The 19,690-nt window shown below is 49.7% G+C and carries 19 protein-coding genes; 7 read left to right on the forward strand and 12 right to left on the reverse strand.

The genetic code is table 11. The features are described from left to right. Positions 1 to 95: 95 nt before the first annotated feature. The 4 genes from SK39_RS27840 to SK39_RS27845 form a co-directional block, all read right to left on the reverse strand. Positions 96 to 224 (reverse strand): hypothetical protein, encoded by a 129-nt coding sequence (locus SK39_RS27840; protein WP_001664763.1) that lies wholly within the window; start codon positions 222 to 224, stop codon positions 96 to 98. Positions 225 to 531: 307 nt separating this feature from the next. Next, complete coding sequence (locus SK39_RS11670; RefSeq protein WP_048217026.1) at positions 532 to 1,050, reverse strand: hypothetical protein; 519 nt, start codon at positions 1,048 to 1,050, stop codon at positions 532 to 534. A 635-nt stretch (positions 1,051 to 1,685) separates the two neighbouring features. After that, positions 1,686 to 2,342 carry a hypothetical protein gene (locus tag SK39_RS11675; RefSeq protein WP_048217027.1) on the reverse strand — a complete coding sequence of 219 codons (657 nt, stop codon included), beginning with the start codon at positions 2,340 to 2,342 and terminating at the stop codon, positions 1,686 to 1,688. 39 nt (positions 2,343 to 2,381) lie between these two features. Then, the gene (locus SK39_RS27845; RefSeq protein WP_071701123.1) at positions 2,382 to 2,645 is read right to left on the reverse strand and encodes a DUF1883 domain-containing protein; all 264 of its coding nucleotides are present in this window, start codon (positions 2,643 to 2,645) and stop codon (positions 2,382 to 2,384) included. A 494-nt stretch (positions 2,646 to 3,139) separates the two neighbouring features. Between SK39_RS27845 and SK39_RS11680 the strand changes: the two genes are divergently transcribed. Continuing rightward, positions 3,140 to 4,030: a WYL domain-containing protein gene (locus tag SK39_RS11680; protein WP_048217028.1), complete on the forward strand. Its 891-nt coding sequence runs from the start codon at positions 3,140 to 3,142 to the stop codon at positions 4,028 to 4,030. A 23-nt stretch (positions 4,031 to 4,053) separates the two neighbouring features. On the opposite strand, the gene SK39_RS11685 is transcribed toward SK39_RS11680, so the two are convergent. The 7 genes from SK39_RS11685 to SK39_RS27850 form a co-directional block, all read right to left on the reverse strand. Further along, positions 4,054 to 5,274, reverse strand: coding sequence for a tyrosine-type recombinase/integrase (locus SK39_RS11685; protein WP_071701124.1), 1,221 nt, complete (start codon positions 5,272 to 5,274; stop codon positions 4,054 to 4,056). Between the two features lie 320 nt (positions 5,275 to 5,594). Next, entirely contained in the window at positions 5,595 to 6,959 is a 1,365-nt protein-coding gene (gene mnmE, locus SK39_RS11690) for a tRNA uridine-5-carboxymethylaminomethyl(34) synthesis GTPase MnmE (protein WP_003844431.1), read from the reverse strand. Between the two features lie 105 nt (positions 6,960 to 7,064). Further along, positions 7,065 to 8,711 carry a membrane protein insertase YidC gene (yidC, locus tag SK39_RS11695; protein ID WP_003023844.1) on the reverse strand — a complete coding sequence of 549 codons (1,647 nt, stop codon included), beginning with the start codon at positions 8,709 to 8,711 and terminating at the stop codon, positions 7,065 to 7,067. A gap of 2 nt (positions 8,712 to 8,713) precedes the next feature. After that, a complete protein-coding gene (gene yidD, locus SK39_RS25820; RefSeq protein ID WP_003023846.1) occupies positions 8,714 to 8,971 on the reverse strand; it encodes a membrane protein insertion efficiency factor YidD in 258 nt (85 codons plus the stop codon). Beyond that, positions 8,935 to 9,294: a ribonuclease P protein component gene (gene rnpA, locus SK39_RS11700; protein ID WP_003844432.1), complete on the reverse strand. Its 360-nt coding sequence runs from the start codon at positions 9,292 to 9,294 to the stop codon at positions 8,935 to 8,937. The genes yidD and rnpA overlap by 37 nt, the downstream gene beginning before the upstream one ends. A 17-nt stretch (positions 9,295 to 9,311) precedes the next feature. Next, a complete protein-coding gene (gene rpmH / locus SK39_RS11705) occupies positions 9,312 to 9,452 on the reverse strand; it encodes a 50S ribosomal protein L34 (protein ID WP_003023858.1) in 141 nt (46 codons plus the stop codon). A 228-nt stretch (positions 9,453 to 9,680) separates the two neighbouring features. Continuing rightward, positions 9,681 to 9,836 (reverse strand): hypothetical protein, encoded by a 156-nt coding sequence (locus SK39_RS27850; protein WP_418219453.1) that lies wholly within the window; start codon positions 9,834 to 9,836, stop codon positions 9,681 to 9,683. A 222-nt stretch (positions 9,837 to 10,058) separates the two neighbouring features. Here SK39_RS27850 and dnaA point away from each other — a divergent pair, with 222 nt between their 5' ends. The 5 genes from dnaA to yidA all read left to right on the forward strand — a co-directional run bounded on the left by dnaA (position 10,059) and on the right by yidA (position 17,241). Next, positions 10,059 to 11,462, forward strand: coding sequence for a chromosomal replication initiator protein DnaA (dnaA, locus tag SK39_RS11710; RefSeq protein ID WP_003023861.1), 1,404 nt, complete (start codon positions 10,059 to 10,061; stop codon positions 11,460 to 11,462). Positions 11,463 to 11,466: 4 nt separating this feature from the next. Continuing rightward, on the forward strand, positions 11,467 to 12,567 hold the full coding sequence (dnaN, locus tag SK39_RS11715; protein WP_003023863.1) for a DNA polymerase III subunit beta: 1,101 nt from the start codon (positions 11,467 to 11,469) through the stop codon (positions 12,565 to 12,567). 138 nt (positions 12,568 to 12,705) lie between these two features. Beyond that, entirely contained in the window at positions 12,706 to 13,779 is a 1,074-nt protein-coding gene (gene recF, locus SK39_RS11720; protein WP_048217029.1) for a DNA replication/repair protein RecF, read from the forward strand. A gap of 28 nt (positions 13,780 to 13,807) precedes the next feature. After that, positions 13,808 to 16,222 carry a DNA topoisomerase (ATP-hydrolyzing) subunit B gene (gene gyrB / locus SK39_RS11725; RefSeq protein ID WP_003844435.1) on the forward strand — a complete coding sequence of 805 codons (2,415 nt, stop codon included), beginning with the start codon at positions 13,808 to 13,810 and terminating at the stop codon, positions 16,220 to 16,222. 206 nt (positions 16,223 to 16,428) lie between these two features. Beyond that, positions 16,429 to 17,241, forward strand: coding sequence for a sugar-phosphatase (gene yidA, locus SK39_RS11730; RefSeq protein ID WP_003840602.1), 813 nt, complete (start codon positions 16,429 to 16,431; stop codon positions 17,239 to 17,241). Between the two features lie 70 nt (positions 17,242 to 17,311). On the opposite strand, the gene cbrA is transcribed toward yidA, so the two are convergent. Further along, a complete protein-coding gene (cbrA, locus tag SK39_RS11735) occupies positions 17,312 to 18,364 on the reverse strand; it encodes a colicin M resistance lipid reductase CbrA (protein WP_048217030.1) in 1,053 nt (350 codons plus the stop codon). Positions 18,365 to 18,463: 99 nt separating this feature from the next. On the opposite strand from cbrA, the gene SK39_RS11740 reads away from it, so the two are divergent. Continuing rightward, positions 18,464 to 19,690 (forward strand): YidR family protein, encoded by a 1,227-nt coding sequence (locus SK39_RS11740; RefSeq protein ID WP_048217031.1) that lies wholly within the window; start codon positions 18,464 to 18,466, stop codon positions 19,688 to 19,690.

A 19,690-nucleotide genomic window follows, 5' to 3' on the forward strand; every position in this document is an offset into this window, starting at 1 on the left:
CTTTCACTCGCTTACGCTCTTAAAAGTGACGCCGCGTTTTGCACATTCAGCAGGAAGTACGGACGCAAAGCCTTCGGCAATGCCGTCCGACTTCTCTACAGCGTTCTGTCTGTCGCTACGCTTGCAACAGGGTAGCGATAAAGGGTGTGGTCACCTGTATCGAGACAGGAGGTCAGTTTCAGACCACGCTTCGTTCCCTGGTTGACCGGGGGGCTGACCGCCAAAGGCGCTTCTTACAGGTCGCAGTTCGTCTTAGAACAGGAAGCTTTTAGGGGTACTGCTATGAGTTGGGGATAGGGTAGATCTGGGGGAGGGGGGAAAGCTGCGGGAAACTGTTTTTGGAATTTGAAAAATTACTCATTAATATAAAATGGTATCCAAAAAAATAATTCAAATATCAATATAATAACGGTATGCGTTAGGGGGCATAAGCAATACTCAGAAAGTAAGGGGAATGCAGTATGGTTTGAAAAATACGTGATATAGCCCCCTTTGAGAGGGCTATATAATTAAACTATTAGAGTATTGGCACTAACTAGCCTGTTGTTCTTCAGAAGGTGGTATATCGTTTGCACCGACAACATTACGTAGGAGCGTTAAAACACCTGCTTCGCCAAATTCTTTGTACAATCTGCTCATTTCCTTCTGAGCATTGGTACGTTTCTGGCTATTCAGATTTCGCTCGCACTCTTTAATCACCTTTTCCGGCTCTGATTTAAGTTTTTCAAGATCGACACTATCAATGAAAAAAGCAGCCTGTTTTACTGCACCACCCACATCTGCTTTAGTCAAAATGGTCTTAGCAGATATTGGCAGACACTTTTGTTTAAGGGAATGTGCAACGGCTGATGCACGATTTACGCACAGATCGGCCATAATGTTATAACCAGAGGTCGTCACTACGTTACCTTCACAAAGCGCAGCAAAAGTGCATAGGCTGGTTTTGTTCATTTTCTGGATTAAATCCAGAATAACAATATTGTCGGTAAAGTGATTTTCAAGTTTATGGCGAGCAATTTCGGGAGGATACAAATCGGTCACTTTTTGCATAAATAACACCTGTTTATAAAGGATTAGTTACAGGTGACATGTCCGCATGAGCTTTCGCTCATCAAAAAACTATGAAAAATACCTGGCAAGTTGGTACCAAGTTACTACATAATGCAGCACCACTTGACAAACGCCCAAATTGGGCGTTTGTTGATCAGGTAAGATTCAGTTTTCGCGAACTGAGTCACCGGCAGCTATCAGAATCCTAAGTTTCCTAGGCCGAAGATCTGATAGCTGCCTCGTTTTTTCTGACAACCTCACGATCATCAGAACTACCTATTCTACCCTATTCCTAAAGAGCGCACATAGCTTTTTTACTGATCTTTCAGGCTTGATTTTCAAGGAAATTACCCGCCGGGTAGTTCAAATCAATATCAACTCTATCAGAAGATGCCAATGTTAAAGTGATGTTTAAATGCACAGGTAAAAGTGGTGAAAAAGTCATCATCAGAGCCTCAAGATTATGCTAATTAGTCGGAGGGCTGACAGATTGTTCTGACCCATCTAGATCATATCTCAACGCTTGATTTTCTGAGGGAAGGGCGTAGAAGTTAATGAAAAAATAGACGATATTTTTCATACAACAGAGTGCATATTATAAAAATAAACTCTTTAATGCTATCAGATGAATTTGATTACTTTGTATAAAGAGTTTCAGAATTACCTGTATTGATTTTTTTCATGTTTGAAAAAATAAAATCTTTATTGACATTGCCAGTGTAATGATTAAAGAAAGAAAAAAATTCAATAACCTTTAAAATATAATTAGATGATAATTTAGATGAGAATTTTTTAAAGTTAATCATAATCTCTATATCCTTACTTGTAATCCCATTAATTACGATATATTCAGACATTCTCTTTTTGGAGAAAACTGGTTCTCTGTTATTGGCGGATAAAGCAATAATTGATGTTCTGACACACCATGATAATTTCTTATTAGCTATTTTTGTATCCTTAATATCCTGGTAAGAGTTAATTATACTCATAGCTAACTCTCTTGCAGTGCAAATTTCATCAACATAATTATTTTTATATGTGAATTGAGAGAATAAATTATCAATTATATCATTTCCATATATGGTCACTGATTCCTTAACTAAGTGAAGTGCAAAGAGATCACCCGATTTCATTAAGTGAGATATATGTTTTTCTGGATATAAAAATAAATGAACATTATCAATCGCTTTTGGTATGACGGAGTCACCATCATAAACGCCGAGCAAATCGACATCTGAGTCTGGTTCGCTATCATGGCGAGCTTTACTACCAAAAATAACAAGTGCTTTCATATTAAAAAGGAGCTCAGCAAAACTAAGCTCCGTCCTTCGTTAATATACATTTACGCTAGATCTAACTGTCCCAGCATAACCGCCTAAATCTATCGCTATGTGCCAGTGACCACTGGATGGAACTCTCAATCTTGTGACTGATGACGTAACATGTCCACCATAATAGTTGGAAGCTCTACCGCTCCGATACTTTAAAAAATTATTGTTATCCATCAGCATTACATTAGCGGCATTCCCCGCTAGGTTTACTTCTACAACTTGCCCGCTCTTTAGTTGGCGTAAATCATAGTGTGTAAATTGCATAATAGTTGTATACTCCAACTGTAGGGGGTCAATGACCCCCTCTATTTCAATTTGAGTGCACCAAGCTCGGCGAAAAGTGTAGTGTACTCAGACAGATAAGGCAGCACTGAAATTTTCAGTGCTGCCTTATTTTTCTTTCCGAACTCCCTTCCACGGAGTCCCATCCGATTTTACATCCATAAAAAGTCCGGTTTTCGCGTCTCGCTTAACCCATGTCTGAGTTACTGGGTTAAAGGTTTGAGAGCGTTGTCGAACCATACCGATACGACTGTTATCTTTTGGGGGATTAGTAGCCATAGGGCCTCCATTTAGTGTTAAGTACAGGAACCATCCGTGTACTTGAGTCAAACATAACCAATAAAATCTAACATGTCAACTTTCGCATAGCATTATGCTAAGCAATGGCTATCAAAATGGTAGTTATCATTTTGGTAGCGACTATGCGGTCTTCATGCTAGAATTTATAAACAATTAGTTTATGAAGTGAGGTTGGTATGGATAAAGTTAAATTCCCTTTTATTCTTGGGGAAAGTCAAGAGCGTGCCGTAAGAATGGCATTTATTGATTTTAAGATTTTTTTTACTGGATCTCTTTCGCGAAAGGATATTATTGATGAATTTAAGGTTTCTGAAATAACAGCAACTAGAATAATATCTGATTATAAAGATACCATGCCTGAAAATATGACTTATGATAATAAGTCAAAACTCTTTATTTTAAATAAGGATTCTTTCTCACACTTCTTCAATTTTAGGGCGGAAGATGCCTTAGACATGCTTAGCTCAGGTTTTGATAAAAATAAAATAATAAAAGACTGTGGTTTTTTAATCAGTGAAAATGTAGGTGTTAATTCATCACCGATTTCAGTTGATGTGGTATCTAAAGTAACAAGAGCAATGTACCAAAAGAAAAAAATAATATGCGAATACAATTCAGCTACGAGTGATGATTATGATAAGAGGATATTGATACCTCTAAGCCTCTTATTTGATGGGATAAATTGGATATTCAGGGCTTATCACGAAAATACAGGCGGGGTAATAAAGTATAAGAATTTTAACTTCTCGAGAATCATATCCGTTAAAGAAACTGAAGATGGTTATGATAGAGTCTTTGGATTGGATTTTGATGATCTATGGAATAAAGTAGTGCCAGTGGAGTTGGAGATCAATAATGATCTATCTCCTGAGATAAAAAATAAAATAAAAAGAGATTATGGCATAATAACTGCGGACAATAAAATATTAATGAGTGTCAGAGCTGCTTTTGTTTGGATTATATTAAATCAGCTTGGGTTTAATTATAAAGGTAATGGAGATTTAGAAGAAGGCTATGTTTTTAAATTAAAAAATCACGATATGCTAAAACAAATCGGAGCGATTTAAATAATTAAGCCCGTGACGCGGGCTTAATTATTTGTTTCATAAGCCTTCCCAAACTTCCCGATAACCACCTTCCGCCCCTCCTCAATCTGCGCATCAACAAAATCAGCCCAGGACTGAAGCATCTCCCGGCGCTGGTTCAGGTACTCTGCACGGTTGTAGACACCGCGAACGCCGCCGATCTTATGCGCCAGGCATTTCTCCACCCAGTCTGAGTTGTAGCCTTGCTCATGGAGCAATGTGCTGGCAGTACGCCGGAAGTCATGAATAACAAAATCCCTGACGTTCAGATCCAGTGTACGCACCGCACAGTTAAGTGTTGTTTTGGAGATTGGGCGTCGGTGGTCGTTTCGGCTGGGGAAGACGTATGGAGAATCTCCGGCCAGAAATTTTAACTCTTCGAACATCGCCAGCGCCTGTTTTGACAGCGGAACAATATGCGGGTTATCCATCTTCATTCTTTCGCCGGGTATACGCCATTCCAGCGCGTTGAAGTTAACTTCACTCCATGTCGCTTCAATCATCTCCGATTTACGCACCATGCAGATGATCAGCAGGTGCAAAGCCAGCTTGTGGCGTCGGTTCATGTTAGAGGTGTAGATCCCCCGTAGCAGGATGCCGATCTCTTCTGCGGTTAGCGCCACGTCACGGCTTGTTGCTTGTGCGATATAACGGGCCTCGATAGCGGCTGCCGGGTTGTTGAATATGATTCCCCTGGAAATCGCATAGGCCAGCATGCGTTTAAGCACGTTTCGCGTCAGTAGCGCGACGTGATCCGAACCTCGTTGTTTGATGCGGTCGAGCACGACCTGAATGTGGGCAGTTGTGAGTTCTTCGAGTTCCAGCTTCCCGATGATGGGAATGATGTCCTTCTCGATAATGCGAGTAATGTTGCGCGGATCGCGGTTACTTTTTTCAACGATATCGGTCAGCCAGCGTTTGGCGAATGTTTTGACTGTCGTTGGGTCTTTCTGTTTAAGCTTTTCTTCCTGCTTTTTCTGAGCCGGATTGATGCCATGAGCCACCATTGAGCGACACTTTTCACGCCAAAGACGCGCTTCTGCAAGTGAGAAAGCCGGGTATTCGCCCAGCGTGATCTTTTGCGATTTGTTGTCAAAGCGGTAGCGGAAACGCCAGATTTTTCGTCCGGTGGGAAGAACTTCAATCACCAGCCCGTCATGATCGGCAAGTTGCCAGGGGCGGTTTCTGGGAGTAAGTGTGCGTAGTTTGGTATCTGAAAGTGCCATATCTCACCTCTACAGTGTGTCCATGAGCATCCTTTCTAATAGATTGTTTAATATTGGATTATTAACGCCTTCTTTTTCACAGTGTCCATGAGAAGGCAGATTTGAGCGTTTTTTATACCGTTTTTTGTGTCCATTTGATGTGATTTTTAGCTCAAAAAATAAACAATGACACACGGGGAATTTAAAGATGGGCACAATTCAGGACACAAAAATCGCGGATGAACCCGCACGACTATGGACGAGTACGGAAAGTAAAAACCCGCATTAACAGGCAGTTAATGCGGGTTAGTGAATGTTCACGGACGAGGATGGACTAAAACTTACTTACCGATACAGAAACTGGAGAAAATTCGTCCCAGCAGATCGTCGGAGGTAAATTCCCCGGTGATCTCACTGAGGTTCTGCTGCGCCAGACGTAGCTCCTCTGCCAGCAATTCTCCGGCCCATGCGCCGAGAAGTTGGGCTTTACCCTGCTCAAGATGCTCCGCCGCTTCTGCCAGTGCCTGCAGGTGACGACGACGCGCCAGGAAGCCACCTTCCATATTGGTTTCAAAGCCCATGCTCTGTTTGAGATGGTTACGCAGTACGTCAACACCTTCACCGGTACGTGCGGAGAGACGAACCAGTGAGTGGCCATTTACTTCGCTAAGGCCCAGCGTCTCACCGGTAATATCCGCTTTGTTACGCACCACGGTAATCGGCAGTTTGGCTGGCAGACGGGCAATAAAGTCTGGCCAGATGTCAGCTGGGTCCACGGCGTCGGTGGTGGTGCCATCCACCATAAACAGCACACGGTCGGCTTGTTCGATTTCCTGCCAGGCACGTTCGATACCGATGCGTTCAACTTCATCACTGGCATCGCGCAAACCGGCAGTATCGATGATGTGCAGCGGCATACCGTCGATATGAATATGCTCACGCAGTACGTCGCGAGTCGTCCCCGCAATGTCGGTCACAATAGCCGCCTCACGGCCTGCCAGCGCGTTCAGCAGGCTCGATTTCCCGGCGTTAGGGCGACCGGCAATGACTACCTTCATCCCTTCGCGCAGCAGGCTACCCTGACGCGCTTCGGCACGTACGGCATCAAGATCGCTGATAACGCTATTGAGCTGCGCTTCAATCTTGCCGTCAGACAGGAAGTCGATTTCTTCATCCGGGAAGTCGATCGCCGCTTCGACATAGATGCGCAGGTGAGTGAGTGCTTCCACAAGATGATTTACCCGTGCGGAAAATGCACCCTGCAACGAGTTCAGCGCCGAGCGAGCGGCTTGCTCCGAGCTGGCATCGATCAGGTCGGCAATCGCCTCTGCCTGGGCTAAATCGAGCTTATCATTGAGAAACGCGCGCTCGGAGAATTCACCCGGTCTGGCAATGCGCAGCCCGGGAATGGTCAGAATACGTTTGAGCAGCAGGTCAAGAATCACCGGACCTCCGTGACCCTGAAGCTCTAAAACGTCTTCGCCGGTAAAGGAGTTCGGGCCGGGGAACCACAGGGCAATCCCCTGATCCAGCGTGCTGCCATCCGCGTCTTTAAACGGCAGATAATCGGCATAACGCGGTTTGGGTAGTTTCCCCAGTACGGTTTCTGCGACCTCACGCGCCTTCAGGCCGGAGATACGCAGGATACCCACGCCACCACGTCCCGGTGGGGTGGCCTGAGCGACGATGGTGTCGTTATGGCTCATGGTTTGTCTCTTCTTAATGCAATAAAAAAGGCGGTCTAATGACCGCCCTTTACTTTATGTTCCGTTTGCCGGATGGCGGCTTCGCCTAATCCGGCCTACACCGAATCAGGAGTTTTTCTTCTCGCGGCTATGCAGGCCACGCTTCTCCAGACCACGGTAAATCAGCTGCTGCTGAATAATGGTTACCAGGTTGCTGACGATATAGTACAGCACCAGACCTGACGGGAACCACAGGAAGAACACGGTGAAGATGACCGGCATAAAGGTCATGATCTTCTGCTGCATCGGGTCGGTTACGGTGGTCGGAGACATCTTCTGAATGAAGAACATCGTCACGCCCATCAGAATTGGCAGAATGTAGTACGGGTCCTGTGCAGACAGGTCATGGATCCACAGAGCGAACGGTGCATGACGCAGTTCAATGGAGCCCATCAGCATGTAGTACAACGCCAGGAAGATTGGCATCTGGATGATCAGCGGGAAGCAGCCGCCCAGCGGGTTAACCTTCTCAGCTTTGTACAGGGCCATCATTTCCTGGCTCTGACGCTGTTTGTCATCGCCCAGACGCTCACGCATTGCCTGAATCTTCGGCTGCAGCATACGCATCTTCGCCATGGAGGTGTACTGCGCTTTGGTCAGCGGGTACATGATGCCACGAACGATAAAGGTGATAACGATGATGGAGAAGCCCCAGTTACCCAGGAAGCTATGGATCCACTTCAGCAGTTTAAACAGCGGCTGAGAAATGAACCACAACCAGCCGTAATCCACGGTCAGATCCAGGTGCGGTGCAACGGCCGCCATTTTATCCTGAATTTCCGGGCCGACCCACAGGGTACTGGTCATCGCGCCAGTCTGGCCAGGCTGTACCAGTACCGGCTGTGACTTATAGCCGATAGCGGCAATGCCGTTACCCAGGTTAGCGGTATAGAAGTTGTTGGTGCCGTCGTTACGCGGAACCCATGCCGTTGCGAAATACTGTTGCAGCATTGCGACCCAGCCGTCTTTAGCATTGACGTTCAGGTTTTCGTTTTCAGCAATGGTGTCGAATTTGTATTTCTCATACTTCTCATCCGGCGTGGAGTACGCCGCGCCGCGGAAGGTGTGCAGCGCAAAGTTGCTGCTTCCGGTATCGCGATGAGATGGCAGATTGATGGATTGCTTCAGCTGACCAAAGGTGGAGACTTCCAGCGGTTTTTCGCCGGCGTTCTGCACGCTGTAGTTAACGTTGACAGCATATTCACCACGCTTGAGTACAAACGTTTTAGTGAATGTGTTACCCGCTGCGTCAGTATAGGTCATCGGGATCTGCAGTTCGTTCTGACCGTCAGCCAGTACAAACGCGTCTTTTTCGACGTTGTACAGCGGACGCGGGCCGTTAGCCGGGTTATCCGGGCCGTCACGACCTGTCAGGCCACTCTGTGCCTGGTAGATGAACTGTGGTGTGGTTTCCAGTAACTGGAACGGTTCGGTAGAACCGAGTTCTTTCGGGTAAGCTGGCAGTGAAGCCTGTTCCACATCACCACCACGGGTGTTGATGGTCAGATCAAGCACGTCAGTTTTAACCGTAATCAGTTTCCCCTGGCCACTGGCCGGTACGCCCTGGTCTGCGGCGCTACCCGCTGCGGTGGTCGTTGTCTGCGTGGTCTGTTGGGCCTGAGGTTGCGGGTTTTTATCCTGCTCCCAGGCTTGCCAGATCATGAAAGACACGAACAGCAAAGCGATGACTAAAAGATTGCGTTGCGAATCCATCGTTAGTGTTCTCTGGTATCAAATGGTCCGGGCGGGACGGGATCGTCACCACCAGGGTGTAAAGGGTGGCATTTTAATACGCGTTTCACCGTCAACCAACTGCCTTTTATCACTCCAAACCTGCGCAATGCCTCAATTCCGTAGCTCGAACAGGTTGGAGTGAAACGGCAATGCGGCCCAAGCAGCGGACTGATCAGGCGTTGATAGACCCGAATGAGGGCTATCAGGACCCGCGAGCCAGGCGACAATGGCGACGCCATAATTTTTCCAACGCTTCCGAGAGAGCACGGTTATCGAGGTCAGCAACCCCTTTTTTCGCCACCACCACGAAATCCATTGCTGGAAGCTCGTGCTGACGTAAACGGAAGCTTTCACGCGTCAGACGTTTAATCCGATTGCGTTCATGCGCACGTTTAACATTTTTCTTGGCGACTGTAAGACCGATACGGGGATGCCCCAGCGAATTCAGGCGGCCGAGGATGGTGATTTGCGGCGTGCCAGCCCGTTGTGGCTGCTGGAAGACGAATGTGAAATGAGTGGGAGTTAACAAACGTAACTCCCTGGGAAATGCGAGCTTAACCACTCAGGGGCTAGCTTTTATTACTTAGAAACGGTCAGACGAGAACGGCCTTTAGCACGACGACGTGCCAGAACCTGACGACCATTTTTATTAGCCATACGAGCACGGAAGCCGTGAGAACGGTTGCGCTTCAGTACAGACGGTTGAAAAGTGCGTTTCATGGCGATTTCTACCTAAACTTGAATAAATTCACTGACTTTTGCGTATACCCGAACGAATTTCGAACGACCTACGCCACAGTGTGGGTGATTAAAGAGGCCGGATTGTAATAATTGTACACTCCGGAGTCAATTCTCTTTCCTTATTTCCCGCTTTTTTCCGCATGGTTTCGCGTAAAAAACAGGCAGCGTTGACGCCGTAAGGCGACCGTTACTCGCTGGGGGTAAGAATTATACGGGCTGGTGGATAAAGCGCAAGGATCGCTCGGGATCTTTATTAGATCGTTTAAGCAGTAAAGCATCTTTACTCATTAATTTTTTCAATATGCGCGCTAAAACCTGCAGCACTTCTCCAGGATCGTTTACACTTAGCCGATTCTGGATCATCCTGTGGATAAATCGGGAAGAATCTGTGAGAAACAGAAGATCTCTTTCTCAGTTTACGCTATGATCCGCGGTCCTGATCGTTTCAATGGATCCTGATCGGGTAAAAATTGCAGATAGCAATTCGCACGTCACCCTTTGCATAGGGTCTTGTCGATGTGCGTCAACAATCATGAATGTTTCAGCCTTTGTCATTTATCGACTTTTGTTCGAGTGGAGTCCGCCGTGTCACTTTCGCTTTGGCAGCAGTGTCTTGCCCGATTGCAGGATGAGTTACCAGCCACAGAGTTCAGTATGTGGATACGCCCATTGCAGGCGGAACTGAGCGATAACACGCTGGCTTTGTACGCGCCAAACCGTTTCGTGCTCGATTGGGTAAGGGATAAATACCTTAATAATATTAATGGATTACTCAATAATTTCTGTGGAGCGGATGCCCCACAGCTGCGCTTTGAAGTCGGTACTAAACCCGTCACGCAAACGCTGAAAACGCCGGTCAACAACGTTGTTGCGCCCGCCCACGTGACTCAGCAAGTGCAACCACAACGTGCTGCTCCGGCGGCGCGTCCAGGCTGGGATAACGTCCCGGCTCCGGCAGAACCTACCTATCGTTCTAACGTCAACGTCAAACACACGTTTGATAACTTCGTTGAAGGTAAATCTAACCAACTGGCGCGCGCGGCGGCACGTCAGGTGGCGGACAATCCTGGCGGCGCCTACAATCCGTTATTCCTTTATGGCGGTACGGGTCTGGGTAAAACCCACCTGCTGCACGCTGTCGGTAACGGTATTATGGCGCGTAAGCCAAACGCCAAAGTGGTGTATATGCACTCCGAGCGTTTTGTGCAGGACATGGTCAAAGCCCTGCAAAACAATGCGATCGAAGAGTTTAAACGCTACTACCGTTCCGTTGACGCGCTGCTGATTGACGATATCCAATTCTTCGCGAATAAAGAGCGATCGCAGGAAGAGTTTTTCCACACCTTTAACGCCCTGCTGGAAGGCAATCAGCAGATCATCCTGACCTCGGATCGCTATCCGAAGGAGATCAACGGCGTTGAAGATCGTCTGAAATCCCGTTTTGGCTGGGGACTGACTGTCGCGATCGAACCGCCTGAACTGGAAACGCGTGTTGCGATCCTGATGAAAAAAGCCGACGAAAACGACATTCGTCTGCCGGGTGAAGTAGCGTTCTTTATTGCCAAGCGTCTACGCTCTAACGTACGTGAGCTGGAAGGCGCACTGAACCGTGTGATCGCCAACGCCAATTTTACCGGCCGGGCGATTACTATCGATTTCGTGCGTGAAGCGCTGCGCGATCTGCTGGCTTTGCAGGAAAAGCTGGTCACCATCGACAATATCCAGAAGACGGTGGCGGAGTATTACAAAATCAAAATTGCGGATCTGCTTTCTAAGCGTCGATCTCGCTCGGTAGCTCGTCCGCGCCAGATGGCGATGGCGCTGGCAAAAGAGCTCACTAACCACAGTCTGCCGGAAATTGGCGACGCGTTTGGTGGGCGTGACCATACTACCGTGCTTCATGCCTGCCGCAAGATTGAGCAGTTGCGTGAAGAAAGCCATGATATTAAAGAAGATTTCTCCAATTTAATCAGAACATTATCTTCGTGACGCTATGAAATTTACCGTTGAACGTGAACATTTATTAAAACCGCTTCAGCAGGTCAGCGGCCCGCTGGGCGGACGTCCTACACTGCCGATCCTCGGAAACCTGCTGCTGCAGGTTGCTGACGGCACCCTTTCGCTTACCGGTACCGATCTCGAAATGGAGATGGTGGCGCGCGTGGCGCTGATCCAGCCTCATGAACCTGGTGCGACCACCGTTCCGGCGCGTAAATTCTTCGATATTTGCCGTGGATTACCAGAAGGGGCGGAAATTGCCGTTCAACTGGAAGGCGACCGTATGCTGGTGCGTTCTGGCCGCAGCCGTTTCTCGCTGTCTACGCTGCCTGCCGCCGACTTCCCGAATCTGGACGACTGGCAGAGCGAAGTCGAATTCACCCTGCCACAGGCGACAATGAAGCGCCTGATTGAAGCCACGCAGTTTTCGATGGCGCATCAGGACGTGCGTTACTACTTAAACGGCATGCTGTTTGAAACCGAAGGGGAAGAGTTGCGTACCGTGGCGACCGACGGTCACCGCCTGGCGGTCTGTTCAATGCCTGTCGGTCAGCCGTTGCCTAGCCATTCGGTGATCGTACCGCGTAAAGGTGTGATTGAACTGATGCGTATGCTCGACGGCGGCGATAACCCGCTGCGCGTGCAGATTGGCAGCAACAATATTCGTGCGCACGTTGGTGACTTCATCTTTACTTCCAAGCTGGTTGACGGTCGTTTCCCGGATTATCGCCGCGTATTGCCGAAGAATCCGGACAAACATCTGGAAGCCGGTTGCGATATCCTCAAACAGGCGTTTGCGCGTGCGGCGATTCTCTCCAACGAGAAATTCCGTGGCGTGCGTCTGTATGTCAGCGAAAACCAGCTCAAAATCACTGCCAACAACCCGGAGCAGGAAGAAGCAGAAGAAATTCTGGATGTTTCCTATCCTGGTACTGAACTGGAAATCGGCTTTAACGTTAGCTACGTGCTTGACGTTCTTAACGCGCTGAAGTGCGAGAACGTACGTATTCTGCTGACCGATTCCGTATCGAGCGTACAGATTGAAGATGCAGCGTCACAATCTGCAGCCTATGTCGTCATGCCTATGCGCTTGTAAAGAATATCGGGCTATCTTACTTGTTATTCTGGCTCCGGGCAGTGCTCGCAATCCTCACGTACTTCAGTACGCTCCGGTTGCTGTGCGCTGGCCGTAACCAGACTAACTGCGACGATAACGCCCTGGTTATGAGTTGATATGTCGCTATCCCGACTCCTGATTAAAGATTTCCGCAATATTGAAAATGCGGATCTCGCTTTATCTCCCGGCTTTAACTTTCTGGTTGGCGCTAACGGCAGCGGCAAAACCAGCGTGCTGGAAGCCATCTATACGCTCGGCCATGGTCGGGCGTTTCGCAGTTTGCAGATTGGCCGCGTGATTCGCCACGAGCAGGAGTCGTTTGTTTTACACGGGCGTTTGCAGGGTGAAGAACGTGAGACGTCGATTGGCCTGACGAAAGACAAACTGGGTGACAGCAAAGTGCGCATTGACGGCACTGACGGGCACAAGGTCGCGGAACTGGCGCACCTGATGCCGATGCAGTTGATCACGCCTGAGGGGTTTACTTTACTCAATGGCGGCCCCAAATACAGAAGAGCATTCCTTGACTGGGGATGCTTTCACAATGAAGCCGGATTTTTCACCGCCTGGAGCAACCTGAAGCGACTGCTCAAGCAGCGCAATGCAGCGCTGCGTCAGGTGAGTCGTTATGAGCAACTGCGCCCGTGGGATAAAGAACTGATCCCACTGGCGGAACAAATCAGCGCCTGGCGCGCGGAGTACAGCGCTGGTATCGCGCAGGATATGGCGGATACCTGCCAGCAGTTTCTTCCCGAGTTTTCTCTCTCCTTCTCTTTCCAGCGCGGCTGGGAGAAAGAGACAGATTACGCCGAAGTGCTGGAACGTAGTTTTGAACGCGATCGCATGTTGACCTACACCGCGCACGGTCCGCATAAGGCGGATTTCCGCATTCGCGCCGACGGTGCGCCGGTGGAAGATACGTTGTCGCGTGGGCAGCTAAAGCTGCTGATGTGCGCCTTACGTCTGGCGCAAGGGGAGTTCCTTACCCGTGAAAGCGGGCGGCGCTGCCTGTACCTGATAGATGATTTTGCCTCTGAACTGGATGACGCGCGTCGCGGACTGCTGGCCAGCCGCTTAAAAGCCACGCAATCTCAGGTCTTTGTCAGCGCAATCAGCGCTGAACACGTTATAGACATGTCCGATGAAAATTCGAAGATGTTTACCGTGGAAAAGGGTAAAATAACGGATTAACCCAAGATAAAATGAGCGAGAAACGTTGATGTCGAATTCTTATGACTCCTCCAGTATCAAAGTCCTGAAAGGACTGGATGCGGTGCGTAAGCGCCCGGGTATGTATATCGGCGACACGGATGACGGCACCGGTCTGCACCACATGGTATTCGAGGTGGTAGATAACGCTATCGACGAAGCGCTCGCGGGTCACTGTAAAGATATCGTGGTAACGATTCACGCTGACAACTCCGTGTCCGTTACCGATGATGGCCGTGGTATCCCAACCGGTATTCACCCGGAAGAGGGCGTTTCGGCAGCAGAAGTTATCATGACCGTTTTGCACGCAGGCGGTAAATTCGATGATAACTCCTATAAAGTTTCCGGCGGTCTGCACGGTGTGGGTGTTTCCGTCGTTAACGCCCTGTCACAGAAGCTGGAACTGGTGATTCGTCGTGAAGGCAAAGTGCATCAGCAAACTTACGTGCACGGTGTGCCGCAGGCGCCGCTGGCAGTAACTGGCGAAACAGAAATGACGGGGACTCAGGTCCGTTTCTGGCCAAGCCACGAAACCTTTACCAACGTCGTTGAGTTCGAATACGACATTCTGGCGAAGCGTCTGCGTGAGCTGTCATTCCTGAACTCCGGCGTCTCTATTCGTCTGCGCGACAAGCGCGACGGCAAAGAAGACCATTTCCACTACGAAGGTGGCATCAAGGCGTTTGTTGAATACCTCAACAAAAACAAAACGCCGATCCACCCGAATATCTTCTACTTCTCCACCGAAAAAGACGGTATCGGCGTTGAAGTTGCGCTGCAGTGGAACGATGGTTTCCAGGAAAACATCTACTGCTTCACCAACAACATTCCGCAGCGTGACGGCGGTACTCACCTTGCAGGCTTCCGTGCGGCGATGACCCGTACCCTGAACGCCTACATGGACAAAGAAGGCTACAGCAAAAAAGCCAAAGTCAGTGCCACCGGTGACGATGCCCGTGAAGGCCTGATTGCCGTTGTTTCCGTGAAGGTGCCGGATCCGAAGTTCTCCTCACAGACCAAAGACAAGCTGGTCTCTTCTGAGGTGAAATCGGCGGTAGAACAGCAGATGAACGAACTGCTGAGCGAATACCTGCTGGAAAACCCGTCTGACGCGAAAATCGTCGTCGGCAAAATCATTGATGCTGCGCGTGCTCGTGAAGCTGCACGTCGCGCGCGTGAAATGACCCGTCGTAAAGGCGCGCTGGACTTAGCGGGTCTGCCGGGCAAACTGGCGGACTGTCAGGAACGCGACCCGGCTCACTCTGAACTGTACCTGGTGGAAGGGGACTCAGCGGGTGGCTCTGCGAAGCAGGGACGTAACCGTAAGAACCAGGCGATTCTGCCGCTGAAGGGTAAAATTCTTAACGTTGAGAAGGCGCGTTTCGACAAGATGCTCTCTTCTCAGGAAGTGGCGACGCTGATCACCGCGCTGGGCTGCGGCATCGGTCGCGACGAGTACAACCCGGACAAACTGCGTTATCACAGCATCATCATCATGACCGATGCGGACGTCGACGGCTCGCACATCCGTACGCTGCTGTTGACCTTCTTCTATCGTCAGATGCCGGAAATCGTTGAGCGCGGCCACGTTTACATTGCACAGCCGCCGCTGTACAAAGTGAAGAAAGGCAAGCAGGAACAGTACATCAAAGACGATGAAGCGATGGATCAGTACCAGATCTCTATCGCCCTTGATGGCGCCACGCTGCACACCAACGCCAGCGCACCAGCCCTGGCGGGTGAAGCGTTAGAAAAACTGGTTTCTGAATACAACGCGACGCAGAAAATGATTGGCCGTATGGAACGTCGTTTCCCGAAAGCGCTGCTGAAAGAACTGGTTTATCAGCCGACGCTGGCTGAAGCCGATCTGGCTGATGAAGCGAAAGTCACTGCCTGGGTGTCCCAGCTGGTTAACGTGCTGAATGAAAACGAAGTTCACGGCAGCACCTGGAATAGCTTTGTGCGTAAAGACGCTGAACTGAATCTGTTCGAGCCGGTGATCCGCGTGCGTACCCACGGCGTTGATACCGATTATCCGCTGGAGCATGAATTTGTGACCGGTGGCGAATACCGTCGTATTTGTACGCTTGGCGAGAAGCTGCGTGGACTGATCGAAGACGATGCGTTTATCGAACGTGGCGAGCGTCGCCAGCCGGTTGCCAGCTTCGAGCAGGCGCTGGAATGGCTGCAGAAAGAGTCACGTCGCGGCCTCGCTATCCAGCGTTATAAAGGTCTGGGCGAGATGAACCCGGAACAGCTGTGGGAAACCACCATGGATCCGGAAAGCCGTCGTATGCTGCGCGTTACCGTGAAGGATGCGATTGCTGCCGACCAGCTGTTCACCACGCTGATGGGTGATGCCGTTGAACCGCGTCGCGCGTTTATCGAAGAGAACGCCCTGAAAGCGGCGAACATCGATATCTAACATGTATCTCAGGCCTGCTCCTGTAGGCCTGATAAGCGAAGCGTCATCAGGCAGTTCGTTTACGTTTGCCGGCTCAGGCCTTATCCGGCCTACCATCGATTGTCAAAAGGGGAATCTCGATTCCCCTTTCTATCCCCCTTTTCGTAGCTGTTTTTTGAGCGGAATCGCGTTAGCATGAGGACGGACTCATTTAATCCGGGGAACTCATGGCTATCAAACTTATTGCTATCGACATGGATGGCACACTTCTGCTGCCCGATCACACCATTTCACCTGCGGTCAAAACGGCGATTGCCGCAGCGCGCGCGCGTGGCGTGAATGTGGTGCTGACCACGGGACGCCCGTATGCCGGCGTTCACAGCTATCTGAAAGAACTACATATGGAACAGCCCGGTGACTACTGCATTACCTACAACGGTGCGCTGGTGCAGAAAGCTGGAGATGGCAGTACCGTAGCGCAAACTGCGTTAAGCTATGACGATTATCGCTATCTGGAGCAGCTTTCCCGGGAAGTTGGCTCACATTTCCACGCCCTCGATCGCAACACGTTGTATACCGCGAACCGTGATATCAGCTACTACACGGTGCACGAATCGTTTGTCGCGACCATCCCGCTGGTGTTCTGTGAAGCCGAGAAAATGGATCCAGAAACCCAGTTCCTGAAAGTGATGATGATTGATGAACCGGAGATCCTCGATAAAGCCATCTCGCGCATCCCAGCAGAAGTAAAAGAGAAGTACACCGTATTGAAAAGTGCGCCGTATTTCCTCGAAATCCTCGATAAACGCGTCAATAAAGGCACTGGCGTAAAATCGCTGGCCGATGCGTTAGGTATTAAAGCCGAAGAGGTGATGGCGATAGGCGATCAGGAAAACGACATCGCGATGATTGAATACGCAGGCGTGGGTGTTGCCATGGACAACGCTATTCCATCAGTCAAAGAAATAGCCAACTTCGTGACCAAATCCAACCTCGAAGATGGCGTCGCGTATGCCATTGAGAAATTTGCGCTGAATTAAGAAATTATGGGCAAGTGCCTTGTTTCATTTGCCCTGTTTCAGCCATGATTTGTGGTGCTGAATGGTCTCCCTAGGGAATATGCGCCACGCCGCTGCGCATAATCCATTTACGGGAAAATGCCGACGTCAGGGCTCGGCTTTTCAGGATTTTGCCATACAGTTTGAGACGTAACCTGTGGGTGGCTTTACGGTAAGCGTGATTCATATCTGGCGTATCCCGCAGCAGTACTGATTTGAGGATCTCCGCGCTGTCCAGCGCATAGCTAATCCCTTCCAGCGAGCTGGCGCTGATAAAACCGGCCGCTTCGCCAATCAAAAACGCATTGTCTTCACCGCAGACGAAATCCTTCCAGCGTGAGGGGAACAGCACCGTACATTTTTCACTTTTCACCGGTTTGCCGAACTGGAAATGGAACGCTTTCAGCTTCTCCTTCAGCGCGTCAAAGCGTGCCTGTCCGTCCTTCATGGGGTAGGCGCCACCAAAGATAAAATAGCCATCTTTGCTGATACTCCATGAATAACAGTCAGTTGCATCGTTATCAAAAATACAGGAATAGAACGGCACAGGATGTTTCTCCGCAAACCATTGTTGAATAGCGACATATTTACGGATTTGGTGCTGGGGATAGAGATGACGGCGCACCAGTGAATTCGCACCGTCTGCCCCCACCAGATAACGCGCGGTGATCTGCTGCTCCCAACCGTCGGCGCGGAAGATAACATGCCATTTATCGCCCTCGCGCCAGATTTTCCGACACAGGCTGTCGTGGTACACCTGCACATCATCAGGGATGAGAGATTTAAGCCATAAATCAAAAGCATGGCGGTTGATATTAATGTAGCTGCGCTGGTAGTTACGCGTCAAAGAAGCGGCAACATCAATAGTTTTAACGCTAAAAATCTGCGGGTTGGCGATGACATCAACGGGTAAGGTTATACCATCGCGGATAAACGAACGCTGGGCGTCCGGGGCCAGCAGACCGCCGCAGGGTTTAGTGAAACCTTCGTTGCCGCACTGGCGTTTTTTATCCAACGCAATCACGCGCATTTTTCCGCTCAACTGCCGCGCCAGCGCTGCGCCTGCCGGACCTAATCCGATAATCGCCACGTCAAAATGTTCCATCTTTCTGTCCGCAAAAATGAAGATGGCGATACGCTAAAGCCTGAAAGTGAAGTGCTTGTGAAGTATGATTGCTTTAATCGTCTTGTATCAGGGCATCCCATGAAGCAAATCACCTTTACGCCGCGTAATCATCAGCTTACCAATATTAACACCTGGACACCGGACAGCCAGTGGCTGGTCTTTGATGTGCGTCCTTCTGGCGCCTCCTTTACCGGTGAAACAATTGAGCGCGTCAATATCCATACTGGCGAACTGGAGGTGATTTACCGGGCTACTCAGGGAGCGCACGTTGGCGTGGTGACCGTTCATCCAAAGTCGGAAAAATATGTATTCATTCATGGGCCTGAAAATCCTGATGAAACATGGCATTACGACTTCCATCATCGTCGTGGGGTGATTGTTACGCAGGCTGGGGTGGAGAATCTGGATGCGATGGATATTACCGCGCCGTACACGCCAGGCGCGCTGCGTGGCGGGAGTCATGTGCATGTCTTTAGCCCAAACGGTGAGTTTGTCAGTTTCACCTATAACGACCATGTTTTGCATGAGCGCTCGGCGGCGCTGGATTTACGCAACGTCGGCGTAGCTGCACCGTATGGGCCGGTGAAGGTCTCCGCGCAGCATCCGCGTGAATACAGTGGCAGCCATTGGTGCGTACTGGTGAGCCAGACGACACCAACGCCAAAACCGGGTAGCGATGAGATTAACCGTGCCTATGAAGAGGGCTGGGTAGGAGAAAACAGGCTGGCGTTTATCGGCGATACGTTGTCAGTGAATGGCGAAAAAGTACCGGAATTGTTTATTGTCGATTTGCCACTGGATGAAAGTGGCTGGAAACAGCCGGGGGACGCGCCTCTGGAGGGGACTGACATGACCATGCCTGCGCCGCCATCCGGTATTTGCCAACGTCGCCTGACGTTTACCCATGAGCGCGTCTTCCCGGGGCTGGTGAATCAACCTCGCCATTGGGTACGCAGTAATCCAAAGGCGTCTGAGATTGCGTTTTTAATGCGTGATGACAGCGGTATTGTGCAGCTATGGCTGATTTCCCCACAGGGGGGAGCACCGCGTCAGCTTACCCAATGCGCTACGAATATTCAGTCAGCCTTTAACTGGCACCCATCGGGGAAATGGCTGGGATTTGTACTGGAGAACAGAATTGCTTGTTGTGATGTTCAAACGGGCGAGATTGTTTTTTTAACGGAACGTCATGGTAACCCGCCTTCGGCCGATGCGATCGTCTTCTCCCCTGATGGTCGACAGGTTGCGTGGATGGAAGACGTCGAGGGTTTCCGCCAGCTGTGGGTGACTGAAACCGGGCGTTAA

The organism is Citrobacter sp. BIDMC107, assembly GCF_001037575.1.
GTDB classification, from domain to species: Bacteria; Pseudomonadota; Gammaproteobacteria; order Enterobacterales; family Enterobacteriaceae; genus Citrobacter; species Citrobacter freundii.

What these genes read in the sequence shown, in the direction of transcription:
- SK39_RS11670 (WP_048217026.1), bottom strand. Translation starts at nt 1,050, where the DNA reads ATGCAAAAAGTGACCGATTTGTATCCTCCCGAAATTGCTCGCCATAAA.
- SK39_RS11675 (WP_048217027.1), bottom strand. Translation starts at nt 2,342, where the DNA reads ATGAAAGCACTTGTTATTTTTGGTAGTAAAGCTCGCCATGATAGCGAA.
- SK39_RS27845 (WP_071701123.1), bottom strand. Translation starts at nt 2,645, where the DNA reads ATGCAATTTACACACTATGATTTACGCCAACTAAAGAGCGGGCAAGTT.
- SK39_RS11680 (WP_048217028.1), top strand. Translation starts at nt 3,140, where the DNA reads ATGGATAAAGTTAAATTCCCTTTTATTCTTGGGGAAAGTCAAGAGCGT.
- SK39_RS11685 (WP_071701124.1), bottom strand. Translation starts at nt 5,274, where the DNA reads ATGGCACTTTCAGATACCAAACTACGCACACTTACTCCCAGAAACCGC.
- mnmE (WP_003844431.1), bottom strand. Translation starts at nt 6,959, where the DNA reads ATGAGCCATAACGACACCATCGTCGCTCAGGCCACCCCACCGGGACGT.
- yidC (WP_003023844.1), bottom strand. Translation starts at nt 8,711, where the DNA reads ATGGATTCGCAACGCAATCTTTTAGTCATCGCTTTGCTGTTCGTGTCT.
- yidD (WP_003023846.1), bottom strand. Translation starts at nt 8,971, where the DNA reads ATGGCGTCGCCATTGTCGCCTGGCTCGCGGGTCCTGATAGCCCTCATT.
- rpmH (WP_003023858.1), bottom strand. Translation starts at nt 9,452, where the DNA reads ATGAAACGCACTTTTCAACCGTCTGTACTGAAGCGCAACCGTTCTCAC.
- SK39_RS27850 (WP_418219453.1), bottom strand. Translation starts at nt 9,836, where the DNA reads ATGATCCAGAATCGGCTAAGTGTAAACGATCCTGGAGAAGTGCTGCAG.
- dnaN (WP_003023863.1), top strand. Translation starts at nt 11,467, where the DNA reads ATGAAATTTACCGTTGAACGTGAACATTTATTAAAACCGCTTCAGCAG.
- recF (WP_048217029.1), top strand. Translation starts at nt 12,706, where the DNA reads ATGTCGCTATCCCGACTCCTGATTAAAGATTTCCGCAATATTGAAAAT.
- gyrB (WP_003844435.1), top strand. Translation starts at nt 13,808, where the DNA reads ATGTCGAATTCTTATGACTCCTCCAGTATCAAAGTCCTGAAAGGACTG.
- yidA (WP_003840602.1), top strand. Translation starts at nt 16,429, where the DNA reads ATGGCTATCAAACTTATTGCTATCGACATGGATGGCACACTTCTGCTG.
- cbrA (WP_048217030.1), bottom strand. Translation starts at nt 18,364, where the DNA reads ATGGAACATTTTGACGTGGCGATTATCGGATTAGGTCCGGCAGGCGCA.
- SK39_RS11740 (WP_048217031.1), top strand. Translation starts at nt 18,464, where the DNA reads ATGAAGCAAATCACCTTTACGCCGCGTAATCATCAGCTTACCAATATT.